Origin of the sequence: Neorhizobium phenanthreniclasticum (assembly GCF_040066075.1) — a bacterium.
Classification (GTDB): domain Bacteria; phylum Pseudomonadota; class Alphaproteobacteria; order Rhizobiales; family Rhizobiaceae; genus Neorhizobium; species Neorhizobium petrolearium.
Genome location: NZ_JBEAAL010000009.1, coordinates 79,647 through 98,216 on the forward strand (window position 1 = coordinate 79,647; position 18,570 = coordinate 98,216).

At 60.8% G+C, this 18,570-nt stretch carries 23 protein-coding genes and 1 pseudogene; 9 read left to right on the forward strand and 15 right to left on the reverse strand.

From position 1 onward, the window contains the following. Positions 1 to 4 precede the first annotated feature (4 nt). Positions 5 to 1,351 (forward strand): acetyl-CoA carboxylase biotin carboxylase subunit, encoded by a 1,347-nt coding sequence (accC, locus tag ABK249_RS14630; RefSeq protein ID WP_037150085.1) that lies wholly within the window; start codon positions 5 to 7, stop codon positions 1,349 to 1,351. 244 nt (positions 1,352 to 1,595) lie between these two features. Further along, on the forward strand, positions 1,596 to 2,213 hold the full coding sequence (aat, locus tag ABK249_RS14635) for a leucyl/phenylalanyl-tRNA--protein transferase (protein ID WP_227702568.1): 618 nt from the start codon (positions 1,596 to 1,598) through the stop codon (positions 2,211 to 2,213). A 3-nt stretch (positions 2,214 to 2,216) separates the two neighbouring features. Here aat and ABK249_RS14640 read toward each other — a convergent pair whose 3' ends face one another. The 6 genes from ABK249_RS14640 to ABK249_RS14665 form a co-directional block, all read right to left on the reverse strand. Beyond that, entirely contained in the window at positions 2,217 to 2,636 is a 420-nt protein-coding gene (locus ABK249_RS14640) for a DUF2155 domain-containing protein (RefSeq protein WP_037150291.1), read from the reverse strand. 75 nt (positions 2,637 to 2,711) lie between these two features. Further along, positions 2,712 to 3,110, reverse strand: a complete 399-nt coding sequence (locus ABK249_RS14645) for an NADH:ubiquinone oxidoreductase subunit NDUFA12 (RefSeq protein WP_227702567.1) — start codon at positions 3,108 to 3,110, stop codon at positions 2,712 to 2,714. Positions 3,111 to 3,212: 102 nt separating this feature from the next. Continuing rightward, the gene (locus tag ABK249_RS14650; RefSeq protein WP_037150091.1) at positions 3,213 to 3,674 is read right to left on the reverse strand and encodes a GNAT family N-acetyltransferase; all 462 of its coding nucleotides are present in this window, start codon (positions 3,672 to 3,674) and stop codon (positions 3,213 to 3,215) included. 25 nt (positions 3,675 to 3,699) lie between these two features. After that, on the reverse strand, positions 3,700 to 4,206 hold the full coding sequence (locus tag ABK249_RS14655) for a GNAT family N-acetyltransferase (RefSeq protein ID WP_227702566.1): 507 nt from the start codon (positions 4,204 to 4,206) through the stop codon (positions 3,700 to 3,702). Between the two features lie 60 nt (positions 4,207 to 4,266). After that, positions 4,267 to 5,769: an Asp-tRNA(Asn)/Glu-tRNA(Gln) amidotransferase subunit GatB gene (gene gatB / locus ABK249_RS14660; protein ID WP_227702565.1), complete on the reverse strand. Its 1,503-nt coding sequence runs from the start codon at positions 5,767 to 5,769 to the stop codon at positions 4,267 to 4,269. A gap of 76 nt (positions 5,770 to 5,845) precedes the next feature. Beyond that, positions 5,846 to 6,355 (reverse strand): GNAT family N-acetyltransferase, encoded by a 510-nt coding sequence (locus ABK249_RS14665; protein WP_037150097.1) that lies wholly within the window; start codon positions 6,353 to 6,355, stop codon positions 5,846 to 5,848. A 309-nt stretch (positions 6,356 to 6,664) separates the two neighbouring features. Between ABK249_RS14665 and ABK249_RS14670 the strand changes: the two genes are divergently transcribed. Beyond that, positions 6,665 to 6,922 (forward strand): YjhX family toxin, encoded by a 258-nt coding sequence (locus tag ABK249_RS14670; protein WP_037150099.1) that lies wholly within the window; start codon positions 6,665 to 6,667, stop codon positions 6,920 to 6,922. A 48-nt stretch (positions 6,923 to 6,970) separates the two neighbouring features. Here ABK249_RS14670 and ABK249_RS14675 read toward each other — a convergent pair whose 3' ends face one another. The 5 genes from ABK249_RS14675 to ABK249_RS14695 all read right to left on the reverse strand — a co-directional run bounded on the left by ABK249_RS14675 (position 6,971) and on the right by ABK249_RS14695 (position 10,399). Beyond that, positions 6,971 to 7,246: a hypothetical protein gene (locus ABK249_RS14675; protein WP_037150101.1), complete on the reverse strand. Its 276-nt coding sequence runs from the start codon at positions 7,244 to 7,246 to the stop codon at positions 6,971 to 6,973. 26 nt (positions 7,247 to 7,272) lie between these two features. Then, positions 7,273 to 7,743, reverse strand: coding sequence for a GNAT family N-acetyltransferase (locus tag ABK249_RS14680; protein ID WP_227702564.1), 471 nt, complete (start codon positions 7,741 to 7,743; stop codon positions 7,273 to 7,275). 20 nt (positions 7,744 to 7,763) lie between these two features. Then, positions 7,764 to 9,245 (reverse strand): Asp-tRNA(Asn)/Glu-tRNA(Gln) amidotransferase subunit GatA, encoded by a 1,482-nt coding sequence (gene gatA, locus ABK249_RS14685; RefSeq protein WP_227702563.1) that lies wholly within the window; start codon positions 9,243 to 9,245, stop codon positions 7,764 to 7,766. A 55-nt stretch (positions 9,246 to 9,300) separates the two neighbouring features. Next, positions 9,301 to 9,588: an Asp-tRNA(Asn)/Glu-tRNA(Gln) amidotransferase subunit GatC gene (gene gatC / locus ABK249_RS14690; protein ID WP_037150105.1), complete on the reverse strand. Its 288-nt coding sequence runs from the start codon at positions 9,586 to 9,588 to the stop codon at positions 9,301 to 9,303. A 109-nt stretch (positions 9,589 to 9,697) separates the two neighbouring features. Beyond that, positions 9,698 to 10,399 (reverse strand): metal-dependent hydrolase, encoded by a 702-nt coding sequence (locus tag ABK249_RS14695; RefSeq protein ID WP_227702562.1) that lies wholly within the window; start codon positions 10,397 to 10,399, stop codon positions 9,698 to 9,700. Between the two features lie 126 nt (positions 10,400 to 10,525). On the opposite strand from ABK249_RS14695, the gene ruvX reads away from it, so the two are divergent. Then, a complete protein-coding gene (ruvX, locus tag ABK249_RS14700; RefSeq protein ID WP_227702561.1) occupies positions 10,526 to 11,023 on the forward strand; it encodes a Holliday junction resolvase RuvX in 498 nt (165 codons plus the stop codon). On the opposite strand, the gene ABK249_RS14705 is transcribed toward ruvX, so the two are convergent. From ABK249_RS14705 to ABK249_RS14715, 3 genes are all read right to left on the reverse strand, one after another. After that, the gene (locus ABK249_RS14705) at positions 10,957 to 11,292 is read right to left on the reverse strand and encodes a DUF6105 family protein (protein ID WP_037150111.1); all 336 of its coding nucleotides are present in this window, start codon (positions 11,290 to 11,292) and stop codon (positions 10,957 to 10,959) included. The two genes, ruvX and ABK249_RS14705, sit on opposite strands and share 67 nt — an antisense overlap. Beyond that, positions 11,289 to 11,459: a hypothetical protein gene (locus ABK249_RS14710; protein ID WP_210052457.1), complete on the reverse strand. Its 171-nt coding sequence runs from the start codon at positions 11,457 to 11,459 to the stop codon at positions 11,289 to 11,291. The genes ABK249_RS14705 and ABK249_RS14710 overlap by 4 nt, the downstream gene beginning before the upstream one ends. A 123-nt stretch (positions 11,460 to 11,582) precedes the next feature. Then, a complete protein-coding gene (locus ABK249_RS14715) occupies positions 11,583 to 12,227 on the reverse strand; it encodes a TetR/AcrR family transcriptional regulator (RefSeq protein ID WP_227702560.1) in 645 nt (214 codons plus the stop codon). A 180-nt stretch (positions 12,228 to 12,407) separates the two neighbouring features. On the opposite strand from ABK249_RS14715, the gene ABK249_RS14720 reads away from it, so the two are divergent. Continuing rightward, a complete protein-coding gene (locus ABK249_RS14720; protein WP_227702559.1) occupies positions 12,408 to 13,343 on the forward strand; it encodes an AEC family transporter in 936 nt (311 codons plus the stop codon). Here the strand turns inward: ABK249_RS14720 and ABK249_RS14725 are convergent. Further along, positions 13,325 to 14,977, reverse strand: a complete 1,653-nt coding sequence (locus ABK249_RS14725) for an acyl-CoA dehydrogenase family protein (RefSeq protein ID WP_227702558.1) — start codon at positions 14,975 to 14,977, stop codon at positions 13,325 to 13,327. The genes ABK249_RS14720 and ABK249_RS14725 overlap by 19 nt on opposite strands. 201 nt (positions 14,978 to 15,178) lie before the next feature. On the opposite strand from ABK249_RS14725, the gene ABK249_RS14730 reads away from it, so the two are divergent. From ABK249_RS14730 to ABK249_RS14745, 4 genes and pseudogenes are all read left to right on the forward strand, one after another. Then, positions 15,179 to 16,120, forward strand: a complete 942-nt coding sequence (locus tag ABK249_RS14730) for an aspartate carbamoyltransferase catalytic subunit (RefSeq protein WP_227702557.1) — start codon at positions 15,179 to 15,181, stop codon at positions 16,118 to 16,120. 11 nt (positions 16,121 to 16,131) lie between these two features. Then, positions 16,132 to 17,418: a dihydroorotase gene (locus tag ABK249_RS14735; protein ID WP_227705108.1), complete on the forward strand. Its 1,287-nt coding sequence runs from the start codon at positions 16,132 to 16,134 to the stop codon at positions 17,416 to 17,418. A gap of 12 nt (positions 17,419 to 17,430) precedes the next feature. Beyond that, positions 17,431 to 18,048 carry a glycerol-3-phosphate 1-O-acyltransferase PlsY gene (gene plsY / locus ABK249_RS14740; protein WP_037150118.1) on the forward strand — a complete coding sequence of 206 codons (618 nt, stop codon included), beginning with the start codon at positions 17,431 to 17,433 and terminating at the stop codon, positions 18,046 to 18,048. Positions 18,049 to 18,112: 64 nt separating this feature from the next. Next, positions 18,113 to 18,426, forward strand: a pseudogene (locus ABK249_RS14745) (DNA-processing protein DprA); the annotation flags it as partial. Positions 18,427 to 18,570 lie beyond the last annotated feature (144 nt).

The following is an 18,570-nucleotide window of genomic DNA, read 5'->3' on the forward strand; positions in this document are numbered from 1 at the left end:
CCCCATGATTTCCAAGATCCTCATAGCCAACCGCGGTGAAATCGCACTTCGCGTGCTGCGTGCCTGCAAGGAACTCGGAATTGCGACCGTCGCGGTCCATTCCACGGCAGATGCCGATGCCATGCATGTGCGGCTTGCCGACGAGAGCGTCTGCATCGGCCCGCCGCCGTCGCGCGAAAGCTATCTGAACATCCATCAGATCGTCGCAGCCTGCGAGATCACCGGCGCCGACGCGGTTCATCCCGGTTACGGCTTCCTGTCGGAAAATGCCAAGTTCGCCGAAATCCTCGAAGCGCATGGCATTACCTTCATCGGTCCGACCGCCGAGCACATCCGGCTGATGGGCGACAAGATCACGGCCAAGCAGACGGCAATGGAGCTTGGTATTCCCGTGGTTCCCGGCTCGGACGGCGAAGTCAAGCCGGAAGACGCGCTGGAGACCGCCAGGCTGATCGGTTTTCCCGTTCTCATCAAAGCGACGGCCGGCGGCGGCGGGCGCGGCATGAAGGTCGCGAAGACCGAGGACGACCTCGATGAAGCGGTAAGTACCGCCCGTTCGGAAGCCGCGGCGGCCTTCGGCAACCCGGCCGTCTACATGGAGAAATATCTCGAAAAGCCGCGCCATATCGAAATCCAGGTGGTCGGCGATGGCGAAGGCAACGCCATCCATCTCGGTGAGCGCGATTGCTCGCTGCAGCGCCGTCACCAGAAAGTCTGGGAAGAGGCGACCTCCCCCGCCCTCAATGTCGAGCAACGCATGAAGATCGGCCAGACTTGCGCCGATGCCATGAAGAAGCTGAAATATCGCGGTGCCGGCACGATCGAATTCCTCTACGAGAATGGCGAGTTCTATTTCATCGAAATGAATACCCGCCTGCAGGTGGAGCATCCGGTCACCGAAGCGATTACCGGCATCGACCTCGTGCATGAGCAGATTCGCGTCGCATCCGGCGGCGGGCTTTCCGTCAAGCAGGAAGACGTGACCTTCCAGGGTCACGCCATCGAATGCCGAATCAACGCGGAAGACCCGCGCACCTTCGTACCCTCGCCCGGCACGATCACGCTCTTCCATGCGCCCGGCGGTCTTGGTGTGCGCGTCGATTCCGGCGCCTATGCGGGCTATCGCATCCCTCCCTATTATGACAGCCTGATCGGCAAGCTGATCGTGCACGGCCGCACCCGCGTCGAATGCATGATGCGGCTTCGCCGCGTGCTCGACGAATTCGTCGTGGACGGCATCAAGACGACGTTGCCGCTCTTCCAGGATCTCGTCTCGAACCCGGATATCGCCAACGGCGACTACGATATTCATTGGCTGGAACACTATCTGGCCGGTGAGCCCACACACTAGGGCGTCTGGACAGTCCCAGGTTTCAGGCCGTCCGGGCGCGCAATCCTCCCCGAAAATGCCGGAGCATTTTCGGGGCTGCGCACGGGAACTGGCTGAATTACCCATACCGCGCGGCTCAAATCCTGATTGTCCACAAGACCTGACCATCCGTTTTTACGGCAGAACAGATGGTTATTGTTTAATCCCATTTTCAGGCGCAAGATCGGCCACCAATTTTGCCGAGGAATGCTAGAGAAGGGTCTGAATGGCAGGGCGGCGCGGCAGATATTATCCGGCGATTACTCCCCAAACCCTGTTGCGTGCCTATTCCATCGGCCTTTTCCCGATGGCTGAATCCGCTGAGGATCCGGAAATCTTCTGGGTTGAGCCGGAAATGCGCGGCATTCTGCCACTCGACGGTTTCCACGTCTCGAAAAGCCTCGCCAAGGCTATCCGCAGACAACCTTTCGACATCCGCTTCGACACGGCCTTCGAGCAGGTGATTGCGCTTTGTGCGGAACCGGCCGAGGACCGGCCGAGTACCTGGATCAACGATACCATCCGCAAACTGTACAGCGACCTTCACCGCATGGGCCACGCCCACAGCGTCGAGGCATGGGAAGGCGATCAGCTCGTCGGCGGGCTCTATGGCGTGTCGCTTGGCGCGGCCTTCTTCGGCGAGAGCATGTTTTCAAGGCGCACGAACGCCTCGAAGATCTGCCTCGTTCATCTCGTGGAGCGTCTGAAGGCCAAAGGCTTCATCCTTCTCGACGCGCAGTTCACCACCGAGCACCTGAAGACATTCGGAGCCATCGACATTCCAAAGGACGATTATCTCAGGCTGCTCAGGACCGCGGTGGATCTGCCGCACAAGGAATTCTGAAACTCAGTTCGTCGCTTTCGGCGGTGGAACGTCGGAGTTCCCTTTGCATCCCGTCAGCCAAACGTCATAGATCGGATGCTCCACGGCATTGAGGCCGGGGCTGTCGGCGAACATCCAGCCGGTGAAGATACGGCGGATCTTGCGGTCGAGCGTGATCTCGTCCACCTCGACAAAGCCATCGACCTTCTGGGCTTCCGTCTCGTCGCGCGAGTAGCAGACCTTCGGCGTCACCTGCAGAGCGCCATATTGCACGGTTTCGTCGACATAGACGTCGAATGTCGTAATCCTGCCGGTGATCTTGTCGATACCCTTGAAGACGGCGACGGGATTGGAAATCCGCGCGGCCGACACGCCATCCGCCACAAGCACAGCCGCCAGCGCGATCAGGCCACCGACAAACTGCTTGCGTGGAAAAACCGTCATCAATCCCATCATGCTTCCCGCCTCGACAACCCGTAAGAATCGAGACCTAGAGTGCGATTATGGCCAAAACAGGTGTCAGTTGCCGGGCGTCCAGGCGTCATAGTCGCCGGTCACGCGAGGGCGCTCGCCGGTTGCAGCCAGAGAGCCCTTAGGACGATAGGCGAAGGGCGTACCGGTCAGGTTCAGCTTGTGCGGCTTCTGCCATTCGCGCGGATTGTAGTCTTCCTTCGTCGGCGGAACGTCGGTGCGGTAATGCATCCAGCCGTGCCAGCTCACCGGTATAGCTGAGGCTTCGGCATAACCGTTGTAGATTACCCAACGCCTCGGCTTGCCCCAGGAGGTCATCGGGCCTTCGTAGTAGACGTTGCCCAGTTCGTCTTCGCCGACTTTCTTGCCATGGCGCCAGGTGAAGAACCGCGTGCCCATGGTCTGTCCATTCCACCAGGTGAAGATCTGCAACAGGAGGTTTTTCATGAGCTTTCCGTCGACTTGGCAAACAGGATAGCGGAATTCGCTATATGACCGCTTATGCAATCTGTCGTGCCTGATGTCCAGTGATTCCCGTTGCCGCACCCGTCATTTGAGCTTCATCTTGAAGCCAAAATGGCTTTTGACAAACCCCAGTCGCTCGTAAAAGCGGTGCGCATCCGTGCGGGCCATGTTGGAGGTGAGCTGGACGAGCCGGCAGTCGCGACGTTTCGCCTCCTCGATCGCATAGGCGATCATCTGGGCGCCAATACCTCTGCCGCGCATGTCGGTGCGTGTCTGGACCGCTTCGATGATCATTGACAAGGAGCCGCGCGCCGTCAGCGTGCGGTTGAAGACGATCTGGAAGGTGCCGACCACCTCGCCGCCGAACTCCGCTACGAAAAGCTGCTCGTTCTGAGAGGCGTCGATCACATAGAAGGCTCGAAGGTAGTCCTCGAAGGCCCCCTCGTCGGTCGTATCGCCATGACCACCGATATCGTCTGCCGCAAAAATCGCGATCAGTTGATGAAGATCCGCGTCCCTTGCCCTGCGGATCGTAACGTCAGCCATGTGCCCCCTCTTCCTGATGCCACCTTCAATGCGGCAGCAATCTCTTCTCCATGATGATTGCCGGCAGACCGGAATTAGGTGCGCCCCACGCCTCCATGCGGTCGACTTCTGAAAAGCCGAGCCTTTCATAAAAGGAAAGCGCGCGAGTATTTTTTAACGCCACTTCGACCCGCATGATCTCTGCGTCTGGAAAGCAGGTCTCAAGTTCGGCGAAGATGTCTCGTCCAATACCTTCACCCTGGCAGGACGGCCTGACGTAGAGCTGGTGGAGCATCGCGGTCTTGGCCATCTTCGGATACATGGCGGCATAACCTATGCCGCCGATATCCTTGCCGTTGTCGGCCACCAGGAACTCACCGCCCCTCTTCAGGATACGCGAGCGGATCGCTGCTGGTGAATTCCAAGCATCGACCATCCGCTGCACCTGAACCGCTCCATAAAATGGATCGTAGGTGGCGTGAAACGTCTCTCCGAGCAGAGCGTGGACCTGCTCGACATCCCTCTCGCTCGCAGTGCGGACGAAATAGACCATGGCATTTCCCCTGCAGTCCCGCCTCATCAGAACCGTTCTTTGCAGCTTGATCGAGGATTTTTACTCCTCGATCCCCAGCTTCGTCTTGACGAGTGCCTGGACAGCCTGCGGGTTGGCCTTGCCGCCGGTCGCCTTCATCACCTGGCCGACAAACCAGCCCGCGAGCGTCGGCTTCGCCTTCACCTTGGCGACCTGTTCCGGATTTGCGGCAATGATCTCGTCGACGGCCTTTTCGATCGCGCCGGTGTCTGTCACCTGCTTCATGCCGCGCTTCTCGACGATTTCGGCCGGATCTCCGCCCTCGTTCCAGACGATCTCGAAAAGGTCCTTGGCAATCTTGCCGGAAATCGTCTCGGCCTTGATCAGGTCGATGATGCCGCCGAGCTGAGCGGGAGAAACCGGAGTCTCTTCAATATCTTTGCCGGTTCTGTTCAAGGCACCCAGTAAGTCGTTGATGACCCAGTTGGCGGCCGTCTTGCCGTCGCGGCCTTCGGCGACGGCCTCGAAATAATCGGCAATCGCCTTTTCCGATACGAGAACGGAAGCGTCGTAAACGGAAAGGCCGAGTTCGCGTACAAAACGAGCCTTCTTGTCGTCAGGCAGCTCCGGCAGGTCCTTCTTCAGATCCTCGACAAAGGCGTCGTCGAATTCGAGCGGCAGGAGATCCGGGTCGGGGAAATAGCGATAGTCATGCGCTTCCTCCTTGGAACGCATGGAGCGGGTTTCGCCCTTGCCCGGATCGAAGAGACGGGTTTCCTGGTCGATCGTACCGCCTTCCTCCAGAATGCCGATCTGGCGGCGTGCCTCGTATTCGATCGCCTGGCCGATGAAGCGGATGGAGTTGACGTTCTTGATCTCGCAGCGCGTTCCGAAGGGCCCGCCCGGACGGCGCACGGAGACGTTCACGTCGGCCCGCATCGAGCCTTCGTCCATATTGCCGTCACAGGTGCCGAGATAGCGCACGATCGAGCGCAACTTGGTCATGTAGGCCTTGGCCTCGTCGGACGAGCGCATGTCGGGCTTGGAGACGATCTCCATCAGCGCCACGCCGGAACGGTTCAGGTCCACATAGGACATGGTCGGATGCTGGTCGTGCATCGACTTGCCGGCATCCTGTTCCAGGTGCAGGCGCTCGATACCGATCTCGATATCCTCGAACTGACCCTGACGATCCGGACCGAGCGAGATGACGATCTTGCCCTCGCCGATGATCGGATCCTTGTACTGGGAAATCTGGTAGCCCTGCGGCAGGTCCGGATAGAAATAGTTCTTGCGGTCGAAGACAGAGCGCTTGTTGATGTCAGCCTTCAGGCCAAGGCCGGTGCGAACCGCCTGCTTGATACATTCCTCGTTGATGACCGGCAGCATGCCCGGCATCGCCGCATCGACGAGCGAGACGTTGGAATTCGCCGGTTTGCCGAATTCGGTCGAAGCGCCGGAAAAGAGCTTGGAATTGGAGAGAACCTGGGCGTGCACTTCCATGCCGATAATGACTTCCCAATCGCCGGTGGCGCCGGGAATCAAGCGTTTCGGATCAGGCGTGCGGACGTCGACAATGGTCATCGGATGCTCGTGAATGGTCTTGATTGAGTTTTCTGGAGGTAGAGCAAATGGCGGTGCGGTGCAAGCTTAAAGGGGGTCAGAAGCCCGGGCCGTAGGTATCCGGCGCTTCCGCCACGAGCCGCTTCGACAGTCCGACCGACTGGACGTCGCGATCGATCTTCGGGGAATAGACGACCGAGAGCCAGTTGATCGAATAGCCCTGCTTCTCGAAAAAGCCGACGGCCTCCGCATTCTGGGCATGGGTCTCCACCCGGGCAACCTCGAATCCCTGATGGACGATCTCGCCTTCGACCTCCTCCAGCAAAGCCTTGCCGAGCCCGTGGCCCTGGAAGACCGGATCGATCCAGAAATCGGAGATCAGTTCATCGAGGTTTTCGCGCGCGGCCCAACCGGCCACAGTCCCGACCTGTTCGATAACCGTGATGGTGAGCCATGAGGAGCGCGTGAAATGCTGGAATGCCGCCCGTGCGCTCAAGCGCATGTCGGTCATCTCGCCGATGGAGTTCATGGCCTTTTCCCAAGCGCGGAAGCCGATTTCCGCCAGGATATCCACCTCGTCTTCACGCGCATTACGAATAGTGGCCATGTTTTCCCCTGTTGTACGGCAAGTAGAGCACTGAGTCTGCGCTTTTACCAGCACAACCTGTCATCCATCGCCTTGTGGCGCTTGACGCCTGGGGAAAACGGGCTTAGCTGCGATTCCGCAACGAAGCCGCCTCCGCATTTGGGCGATATGCTTCATGGAGTTTTGATGTTCTCTTCGAAAGAGACCCGGTAAGGGGCCGGCCGCCCGAACAGGCGCACCGGCCCAGACAAAAACAAGAGTTCCGACGCCTTTCAGGCGCCGGCATGTTTTTGTGTGCCCTTGAGGGCACTTATCCGGACATCAAAACTCATGGATATTTCCCGCGCCGAACAGCGCATTCTCCATCTGCTCGCCCAGGGCGGCAGGATCGAAATCAGCCGCGACGAGAACCGCAAGATCGAGAAACTTCAGCTCTTCACCCGCGAAGGCTGGGTGTTCTCCGGTATCGACCTCACCACCTTCCGCAAGCTCAAGCAGAAGAAGGCAATCAGATCGGTTGGCGGCAAGCCCTATCGCATCACCGAACGGGGGTTGGTGCTGGTGAGAGCCGAGCAGGACAATCGATGATAGAGGCGGTCGGCCGCGCGTCGTGATCGGCGCGCGGCCGGATATTTATCAGATGAGAGCCGAAAGCTCTGCCTTCATCGCCGACCATTCTTCGGCCACTGTGCCTGCGGCGCGCCTTTTGCCGGCACGGCGGTACCAATAGTCGGCATTCCGGTCGTCGCCTTCGATGCGGTGACAAAGGGCATGGCCCCAATCAAACAACGGTTCGCCTTCGTGGGCCTGGCAGATTTCGTGGACGGCTTGCCATTCCGCACCCATAACGAAACCATTGGCCGCGAGGCTACCGAACGCCTGGACCAATTGTGCGAGATCGTCATTTGCCATGAAACGCCCTCCTCCTCGGCTCCTGCCTATCCGCTGATCAGCGTCTTTTCCAGATGCACCTTTTCGAGCTCGACGCCCATGCTCTTGGAATATTCGCGACCACGCCAGATAATGACGAAGCCGCAGCGCTCGTAAAGCCGGATAGCTCCGGTATTCCGGGCATGCGTATCGAGCCGCGCCGTCACCACGCTTTCGGTCACCATCAATTCGCACAGGTGGAGGAGCAACGCCCTGCCGATGCCCTTGCCCTGATGGTCCGGATGCACCCAAAGATCGGAGACATAGTCCGGTGCATTTTCACGCGCCGTCCAACCGACAATCTCGCCGCTCGTCTCCGCGACAAAGATTTCCCCCTCGACCTCAGACGGAAAGATCGCGAACTCGCGTCTGACACGGGCGACCACTTCGGGATCGAGATAGCTATCCTCGAACGCATCGCTCGCGGACCAGGCTGCGAAGCCGACTTCGCCGACCATTTTATGGTCGGCGGCGGCCATCTTTCGGATCGTGAAACCCGTTACCACCACTGGGCCGGCGTGTATTTTCCGGCGGCCTGCTCGATGACATGGGCGGTACGGAAGAGCGTCTCTTCCTCGAACGGCCTGCCGATCAACTGCAGACCGAGCGGCAGGCCCTTGTGGTCGAGACCGGCGGGGACGGCGATGCCCGGCAGGCCCGCCATGTTCACCGTCACCGTGAAGATGTCGTTCAGGTACATCTTGACCGGATCGGAGGCGAGGTTTTCGTCGGCGACGCCGAAGGCCGACGACGGGGTGGCGGGCGTCAGGATCGCATCGACACCGGCTTCGAAGACCTGCTCGAAATCACGCTTGATCAGCGTGCGGACCTTCTGCGCTCTCAGATAATAGGCGTCATAGTAGCCGGCCGAAAGCACATAGGTGCCGATCATGATGCGGCGCTTGACCTCCTGGCCGAAACCGGCGGCGCGGGTCTTCTCGTACATGTCGATGATGTCCTTGCCGTCGACACGCAGGCCGTAGCGCACGCCGTCGTAGCGGGCGAGGTTCGAGGAGGCTTCCGCCGGCGCCACGATGTAGTAGGCCGGCAGCGCGTATTTGGTGTGCGGCAGGGTGATATCGACGATCTCGGCGCCGGCATCCTTCAGCCAGTCAATCCCTTGGCTCCAAAGCGCCTCGATCTCTTCCGGCATGCCGTCGACACGATATTCCTTCGGAATGCCGATCTTCATGCCCTTGAGCGACTGTCCGAGAGAGGCCTCGTAGTCCGGCACGGGCAGATCGACGGAGGTCGTGTCCTTCAGATCGACGCTCGCCATCGACTTCAGCATGATCGCAGCGTCGCGCACGTCGCGGGCGATCGGGCCGGCCTGATCGAGCGAAGAAGCAAAAGCGACGATGCCCCAGCGCGAGCAGCGGCCATAGGTCGGCTTGATGCCGACGGTGCCGGTAAACGCGGCCGGCTGGCGGATCGACCCGCCCGTATCGGTGGCGGTGGCGCCGGCGCACAGATGCGCGGCGACGGCCGCAGCCGAACCGCCCGAGGAACCGCCCGGTACGAGCTGCTGGTTGGAGCCCTTGGCGCGCCACGGGTTGATCACCGCACCGTAATGCGAGGTCTCGTTGGAGGAGCCCATGGCGAACTCGTCCATGTTGAGCTTGCCGAGCATGACGGCGCCGTCGTCCCAGAGGTTCTGGGAAACGGTCGATTCATATTTCGGCTGGAAGCCGTCGAGGATATGGCTGCAGGCCTGGGTGTGAACGTCGCGGGTGGCGAAGAGATCCTTGATGCCAAGCGGAATGCCTTCCAGCGCGCCGATCTTGCCTGCGGCGCGGCGCGCGTCAGAGGCCTTTGCCATCTCCAGCGCCTTTTCGGGCGTCACGGCGATATAGGCATTCAGAACCCCATTGGCGGCGTCGATCGCGTCGAGATAGGCCTTTGTCAGTTCGACGGAGGTGAATTCCTTGGCCTTCAGCTTTTCGCGGGCTTCGGCAATGGTGAGGCTGGTGAGTTCGGTCATGGTCTCTTCAGAAGGTTCGAATGCATGGAAAGGGTTCGACAGCGCTATTCAGCGCTCACTCGACGACCTTCGGCACCAGGAAGAAATTGTGGTCGGTGGCCGGCGCATTGGCGACGATATCGGCGGCCTTGTCGCCGTCAGTCACGTTGTCGGTCCGCTTGCGCATCTCCATCGGGGTCACGGAGGTCATCGGCTCGACACCCGTCACGTCGACCCCGGAAAGCTGCTCGACGAAGCCGAGAATGCCGTTCAGTTCGCCAACCATGCGATTGGCATCTTCCTCGGAGACCGCAATGCGGGCAAGGCGCGCGACGCGTTTTACGGTAGCGAGATCGACGGACATGGCATAACTCCGATGGGAAATTTTCCCTCCGCTATAATGGCCATGCCCGCCCTTCGCAACAGGTAGCGCGTCTCTATTTCAAGACGTGTCCGCCGATCGGCGGTGAATATCAATAGCTGAGGCTGCCGCCCGGAGCCGGCGTCTCCACGCGGGTGCGGGCGCCTTCCATGCCCTTGACGAATTTTTCCGGCGTCTGATCGACACCCGGGAGGCCGTAGTGGCAGGGAATGGCGTGCTTGAAATCGAAGAAGCGCTGGCAGGCGAGTGCCGCCACCGCGCCACCCATGGTGAAGCGGTCGCCGATCGGCACGATGCCGATATCCGGCTGGTGCAACTCGTTGATCAGGCCCATGTCGGTGAAGATATCCGTGTCGCCCATATGGAAGACAGATGGCTCGTCATCAAAATGCAGCATCAGGCCGTTGGGATTGCCGAGCGCATGGGAAACACCGTCCTCGGTGATCTGTGCCGAGGAATGCAGCGCCTGCGTGAAAGTGGCGGTGAAGCCGCCGAGATCGATCGTACCGCCGGTATTGCCCATCTCCAGCTTCTCGACGCCCTTCTTCGCCAGCCAGACGCCGAGGTCGTAATTGGCAAGGACGGTCGCGCCGGTTTCCTTGGCGATACGCACCGTGTCGCCCACATGGTCGCCATGGCCATGGGTAAGCAGGATGTGCGTCAGACCTTCAGCCGCGGCCTTGGGATCCTGGCCAGCAAATGCCGGGTTACCGGTCAGGAACGGGTCGATCAGGATCTTCGCCTTGGCGGTTTCAATGCGGAAGGCGGAATGGGCGAGCCAGGTGATCTTCATGGAAGGTTCCTCCGATACGATGTGAAGGTTTTGAGGATGATAAGGACAGATAGCCGATATGAGGCTAAAGGAAAGTGGGACAGAAGGTAGGACAAAACCTGTCTCGCTCCAAGGAATGAAGAACACATGACAGTGATGACGATCGAGGAATTGGCCGCGCACCTCCAACCCGGGCAGGCCGTTGCAGGCCTGGACCTCGGCACGAAGACGATCGGGCTTGCGATGTCGGATCTCGGCCGGCGCTTTGCGTCTCCGCGTCCGGTCATCAAGCGAATCAAGTTCACCAGGGATGCGGAAGTCCTGCTCGCCTTCGCCGAAAAGGAGAAAGTCGCGGCCTTCGTCATCGGCCTGCCGATGAACATGGACGGCTCGACCGGCCCGCGCGTCCAGGCGACGCGCGCCTTCGTGCGCTCCATGGGTGAAAAGACCGCCCTTCCGTTCGTCTTCTGGGACGAGCGGCTTTCGACGGTCGCAGCCGAGCGGGCGCTTCTAGAAATGGACGTCTCGCGGGCGAAGCGGGCCGAGCGGATCGATTCCGCCGCGGCGAGCTTCATTCTTCAGGGAGCGCTCGACAGGCTCTCGTCGCTCGGCAGCGAAGCGGCGTCGACGGGCCGCGACGACTGACGCCGGCGCCACCAGGCGGCAATTGCCTTTCGCTTGCGGAAGCCGATGATCGCGAACACGATCATGCTGTCGAAGGCGATCGCACGGGCGACCAGCGGCGGGATTGTTTCCGGCGGGATGCCGAGAACATGGCCATAGATCTGGAAGACCAGGTCGTGTGTGTGGCGGGTGAGCATGAAAAAGCCGAAGCTCATGTCGTAGTAGGAGAGTCCGTACCAGCTCGTCAGCAGCAGGACAGGCCCCGCCCATAAAATCAAAAACCACTTCATGCGGTCTTCCCCCTCGGTTCTGTCGGATAGATCTCCGACGACACGAGCCATCTCGATAGCGCCATGATGCTCAGGACCAAGGCCGGAACGGCAATGTTGAGCGCCAGCACTGCGAAGATCGTCGTCATGACGACCAGCAATGCCGTATCCCTGATTGGGGTTCCCATCTAGAGCGTGTCCGGCCAATTCGTGGTTAACAATGCGTTAATGTCAAATTTAGACGGCCAGGGAATTACCGCAACGGAAACCGGTCGGCATGGTTAATGGGGGGAGACGGGCTGTGGAAAAGATCAGCCGTAAATCGCGCGGACGAGGCGGCGGATGGCGCTGCCGACCTTGTCCCAGTCCTTGTTCGTGCGCAATGCCACGCCGGCGAACTGACCGCTGACGGCGGCGGAGATTACCAGATGCTGGATCGCGGCGAAGAGCACCGCGTTGGTGGTCGCCGCATCGACGCCTTTCGGCGGCGTCAGCGATCCCCGCATCTTTTCCAGCCATTTGCCGAGCGCCTTGGTGCGGGCTTCGGAAAGACTCCGGACCTGCGGCGTATCCTGGGAAACCTCCCAGGCGACGATCTTGCAGACGAGCGGATCATCGCGCAGCGCTTCCATGAAATAGATCGAGAGCTTCTCCATCAGATCGCCGTAGGTGAGCAGAAACATGCCGCCCGTATCCTCCGGGATACGATCCTTGACCCAGGTGCCGAGATCCGCGCCGATCGCCTCGATCAGGCCGTCGAGCCCGCCGTAATAGCGATAGATGAGCTGTTTATCGCAGCCGGCGCGGCGCGCCACGGCATTGATGCCGAATCCCTGAAAACCTTGCTCCGCCAGAAGGTCACGCGCCGCGACGAAAATCGCCCGCTCGGTACCGGCACGGTTGCGCACCTTTGCGACCGGACCTTCATGCGCCGTGATTTCGGAGATTTGCAGCATTTTTCGCCTGTATCGATCAAGTTGCCGATTCCGCGATAATGCGAGCAAGGAGGCCCCGCAAGCGGCTTAAAGAATCATGCACAGGATTGCGCGCGGCTCCATTGAATTGACGGACACTCCCTTGCAGTATCGGCATGGGAGGAATAACGAGGTCACACCCTCCAGCCAGATCCCTCTCTGATGCTCGTCGTTTTCCAAAGTATCCTTCCCATTTTTCTGCTCGTTCTTCTTGGCGTGGCATTGAAACGCGCACCCGTCATCAATGCCGACTTTTGGGTTGGGCTCGAACAGTGCAGCTATTGGGTGCTGTTCCCTGCCCTGCTTTTTGTGACGATGGTAAAGGCGGATTTCTCGAATACCGAGGATTTGGCGGTCAGTTCGGCAGCGATCATCTCGGTCGTCGTCATGTCGGGCGGGCTGCTCGTCGCCTGGCCCCTCTTTCACAAATTGCGCGTCGGATCTCCTGCCTTCACCTCGCTGTTTCAGACAGCGACGCGTTGGAACGCCTTCATGGCGCTGGCCATCGCGGCCAAGACCTTTGGTCAGCAAGGACTGACGACGGTCGGCCTTGTCATGGCGGCAATTACCATCCCGCTCAACCTCATCAATGTGACGGTGCTTCTTTGGTTCTCGGGTCGCGGGCGCAACTACAGAGTTCTCGTCTATCGCATCGTCACCAACCCGCTCATCCTTTCGACGGCGCTCGGCATTCTCGTCAACATCGTTGACATTCCGATCTATGAGCCGGTCATGACGGCAGTAGAGTTGTTGTCGCAGGCGTCGCTCAGCCTCGGGCTGATCACCGTTGGCGCGGGGTTGAGGATCATGGATGCGCTGAAGCCGCAACCGATCACACTGCTTGCCGTGTTCCTGAAGCTGATCTTTTTTCCGCTGGTTGCAGTTGGCGTAGGATTGCTCACCGGTATCGAAGGCAATGGCCTTGTTCTGCTGGCGCTCAGCGCCTCCGTGCCGACCGCCATGAACGGCTACCTGCTGGCCAAGCAGTTGAACGGCGACGCAGACCTTTACGCTGCTGCAGCGACCTTGCAGGTCGCAGGCTCGTTCTTCAGCATACCGGTGATCATGACGCTCGTCGCTTACGCCGCGGCGGGATAAAGCAGATCGACGATATAGCGCGCATCGAACCGGGCATCGAGCATGCCGTAGGTCGAGCGCCAACCGCCCGCCAGCCGCGTTTCCAGGAAAGCGTCGGCAATCTTGCCGGCACCGAGTCGCATCAGTTCCGACGCCCCGGCGGCAAGCGCGAGCTGTTCGACCAGGAGCCGGGCGGCCCCCTCGTCCGATTCGCAAAGCGCCATGGCGGCGCGCAGAACCTCGACCGTCTTCCTTCCGGATGCGCCGAGATCGCGTTCGAAGCCGGCAAGCACCGTATTGAACAGGTCCTTGCCACGCGACAGAACCCGCAGCACGTCCAGCGCCATCACGTTGCCGGAGCCCTCCCAGATCGCATTGACGGGTGCCTCGCGATAGTGCCGGGCGATCGGCCGCTCCTCGACGTAACCGTTGCCGCCGAGGCACTCCATCGCCTCGTAGATCAGCGAGGGGGCGATCTTGCAGTTCCAGTATTTCACGACCGGGGTCATGACCCGCGCAAAGGCGGCATCGGTCTGGCTTGCCGCAGCACGATCGAAGGCATCGGCAAGCCGGAAGCCGAGAGCGGTCGAAGCCGCGACATCGAGCGCCATATCGGCAAGCACGCGCGTCATCAAAGGCTGGTCAATCAGCTTCTGACCGAAGACGCTGCGGCCGCGGCAATGATGCACGGCTTCCGCAAGCGAAGCACGCATGATGCCGGCCGATGCGAGCGCGCAGTCAAGCCGCGTCAGCGTCACCATGTCGAGAATGGTGCGGATGCCCGCGCCGGGATCGCCGAGCAGGTAGCCGAACGCATCGGTGAATTCGACTTCCGAGGACGCATTCGAGCGGTTGCCGAGCTTGTCCTTGAGGCGCTGGAACTGCAGGCCGTTCGCGGCGCCGTCTTCCAGCAGGCGCGGCACGAGGAAGCAGCCGATCCCCTCATTGGTCTTGGCGAGCATGACGAAACCGTCGCTCATCGGCGCCGACATGAACCACTTGTGGCCCGACAGGCGATAGATGCCCTCGCCCACGCGCTCCGCCGTCGAGCGGTTGGCGCGCACATCCGTGCCGCCCTGCTTTTCGGTCATGCCCATGCCAAGCGTGACGGCCGTTTTCTGCAGCGCCGGGCGATTGGTGGAATCGTATTTGCGCGAGAGTATCTTCGGTGCCCATTCCTTCTGGACGCGGGGCGAAGCCATCAGCGCGGCGATCGATGCGCTGGTCATGGTGAGCGGGCACAGATGCCCGCATTCGAGCTGGGCCGTCAGATAGAAGCGTGTCGCGCGCGCCTTGTGTTCGTGGCCCTTGGCTTCCGGGATGCTTTCCCAGACGGATGAATGCAGGCCCGTCTGCATCGAGCGGCGCATCAGCGCATGCCACGCCGGATGGAATTCGACGACATCCAGACGCTCGCCGCGCGGCCCATGGGTCTTGAGCTTCGGCGGGTTCTCGTTCGCCATGCGCGCCAGTTCCTGGGCCTCCGGAGAGGTGACGTAACGGCCGAGCTGGTCGTATTCCTCGCGGATCGTGCGGTTGAGCCCGCTCGTCAAATCGACGATCAAGGGGTCGGAACGATAGGCATTGATGCCGGACCAGGGTTTTGGCTGGTTCAGCTCGGCAAATTTTTCTTCGGCACGCGACATCTGGTTCATGACGCGGTTCTAGCGGAGTTTACCTGGCCTGGGAACGGCGGGAAAAGAGGAATTCGACCGTTCTCAACAAAAGGCCGCACCCCTTCCGGAAAACCATCGTAACCAAGGACCGGCAAAACAAGCGGTGAGATAGCGTCATGACCGCTTGCGGTGACTTCCGCCAGACCTTATAGACCGCCGAACGCAAGCGGAGACGTTTCCATGGTCTTCTTTCCCCATCGCCATCTCCTCGGCATCAAGGGCCTTACCGAACAGGACATCACCTATCTTCTCGACAAGGCCGACGAGGCCGTGAAGATCTCCCGCCAACGGGAGAAGAAGACGTCCACGTTGCGTGGCCTGACCCAGATCAACCTGTTTTTCGAAGCCTCGACCCGCACGCAATCCTCCTTCGAACTCGCCGGAAAACGGCTTGGCGCCGACGTGATGAACATGTCGGTCGGCAATTCCTCGGTGAAGAAGGGCGAGACGCTGATCGATACGGCGATGACGCTGAACGCCATGCGGCCAGACGTGCTGGTGCTGCGCCACTCTTCCGCCGGCGCGGCCGCCCTGCTCGCCCAGAAGGTCGCCTGCTCGGTCATCAATGCCGGCGACGGGCAGCACGAGCATCCGACCCAGGCTTTGCTCGACGCCCTGACCATCCGTCGTGCAAAAGGCAAGCTCTCACGCATCATCGTGGCGATCTGCGGCGATGTGCTGCATTCGCGCGTCGCCCGTTCCAACATCCTTCTCTTGAACGCCATGGGGGCAAGGGTGCGTGTCGTCGCGCCATCGACCCTGCTTCCCACCGGCATCCGCGAGATGGGCGTCGAGGTCTTCCACTCCATGGCGGAAGGGCTCAAGGATGCCGACGTGGTGATGATGCTGCGGCTGCAGCGAGAGCGCATGACCGGCTCCTTCGTGCCTTCGGTGCGCGAATATTTCCGCTTCTACGGGCTCGACGCCGAAAAGCTGAAGGCCGCGAAGGGCGATGCGCTCGTCATGCATCCCGGTCCGATGAATCGCGGCGTCGAGATCGCCTCCGAGGTGGCGGACGGGCCGCAAAGCGTCATCGAACAGCAGGTGGAAATGGGGGTCGCCGTGCGCATGGCGGTCATGGAGTCGCTGCTCGTCTCGCATAACCAGGGAGAGCGCGCATGACTGCCGGACATATGACCGCGACCGTCCTCAAGAACCTCCGCATCATCGATCCCTCGCGCAATCTCGACGAGACCGGCACGATCGTCATCGGCGATGACGGCCGTATCCTCGACGCCGGCAAGCAAGCGCAAAACCAGGGCGCCCCGGAAGGCGCCACCGTCAAGGATTGCAAGGGCCTCGTCGCCACACCGGGTCTGGTCGACGCGCGCGTCTACCTCGGCGAGCCAGGTGCGGAACACCGCGAGACGATCGAATCGGCCAGCCGCGCCGCAGCGGCGGGCGGCATCACCTCCTTCATCATGATGCCCGACACCGATCCGGTGCTGGACGACATCGCGCTCATCGAGTTCGTGCAGAAGACCGCCCGCGACAAGGCGGTCGTCAACGTACATCCGGCGGCGGCGCTCACCAGGGGGCTTGCCGGCGAAGAGATGACCGAGATCGGCCTGCTGCAACAATCGGGTGCAGTCGCTTTCACCAACGGCCGCCGCGCGCTCTCCGACACGCTGCTCCTGCGCCGGATCATGACCTATGCGCGTGAGTTCGGCGCGGTAATCTCGCTGGAACTGCGTGAAAAATACCTCGGTAACGGCGTGATGAACGAAGGCCTCTTCGCAAGCTGGCTGGGCCTGTCCGGCGTTCCCAAGGAAGCCGAGATCATCCCGCTCGAACGGGATCTCAGGATCGCCGGCCTGACGGGCGCGAAATACCATGCGGCCAAGATCTCCGTGACGGAATCGGCCGAAGCCATGCGGGTCGCGCGTTCCCGCGGCGCCAATGTCACCTGCGGCGTATCGATCAACCACCTGTCGCTCAATGAGAACGACATCGGTGAGTATCGCACCTTCTTCAAGCTGTCGCCGCCGTTGCGCGCCGAAGACGACCGCGTGGCGATGGCCGATGCCGTTGCTGACGGTACGATCGACATCATCGTCTCCTCGCATGACCCGCAGGACGTCGATACCAAGCGCCTGCCGTTTGCGGATGCCGCCGACGGCGCGATCGGGCTCGAGACCATGCTTGCTGCGGCGCTGCGCCTGCATCACGACGGCCGCGTGCCGCTGATGCGACTGATCGACGCGATGTCGACCCGGCCCGCGCAGATCTTCGGCCTCGATGCCGGCACGCTGAAACCCGGTGCAAAAGCCGATATCACGCTGATCGATCTCGATGAACCTTGGATCGTCGCCAAGGATATGCTTCTGTCCCGCTCGAAGAACACGCCGTTCGAGGACGCGCGTTTCTCGGGTCGAGCCGTCGCGACCTACGTGGCGGGCAAGTGTGTTCATTCGCTTTGATGGGGAAAAGGCGTGAGTGAGCTTTTCAACTGGCAGATCACCCTGCCCATCGCGCTTGCCGCGCTCGTCTTCGGCTATCTTCTCGGCTCGATCCCCTTCGGGCTCCTCCTCACCCGTGCTGCAGGGCTCGGCGACATCCGCTCGATCGGTTCAGGCAATATCGGCGCAACCAATGTGCTGAGGACCGGCAACAAAAAGCTCGCCGCTGCGACCCTGCTGCTCGACGCGTTGAAGGCCACCGCCGCGGCGCTGATTGCCTGGTACTTACTCGGCAAAGAAGCGGGATTGCTTGCCGGCTTCGCCGCATTTCTCGGCCATCTCTTTCCGGTCTGGCTCGGCTTCAAGGGCGGCAAGGGTGTGGCGACCTATATCGGCACGCTTCTGGGTATCGCCCCATGGATGGTCCTTATCTTCGCGGTCCTCTGGCTGTCAGTTGCCAAGCTCAGCAAATACTCATCCCTCTCCGCTCTGGTTGCAACTCTTGTCATACCGGTTGTGCTGTGGTTCATAGGTGAACCAAAGATCGCGCTCGTGATGGCGATCATGACCTTGATCTCCTGGTACAAGCACAAGACCAACATCGAACGGCTGATCGCGGGCACGGAAAGCAAGATCGGTCAAAAGGGGTAGAGGACCAACCGACATGCCGGACGACAGCGCAAGACGGATGGGAATTGTGTTGAAATGACAAAGGATCGCCTGGTTGAGGCTGATCCGTTCCGACAATGTCGAACCTGCAACCTTGCGTGATCTTACCAATCATTGCGGCTCGGCCGAAAATGCGCTCGCCAAGCTGCCGGAACTGTCCGCCCGCAGCGGCGCCACGCGCACGATCCGAGCAACACCTCGATCGCTGGCGCCAAATTTGCGGCGACGATGGCCCGGGAGTGCGGCCGCGCCGGCTATACGGTCACCTCCGGCCTTGCCCGGGGGATCGATACCGCCGCCCATCGCGCCAGCCCGGAGACGGGCACGATCGCCGTGCTCGCGGGCAGCCGCGACCGACCGAACAGTTCCGTCTGGCAGTGCGCCACCTATTCGAATGGCAAGGAATGGCGCGTCAGCACTAAAACCGACAGCCTGTCCCAGGCGAAGGAGTTTGCCGAGGATTGGTATTTCGAACTCAGGGGCAAGAGCCGGGCTGGTCAGTTG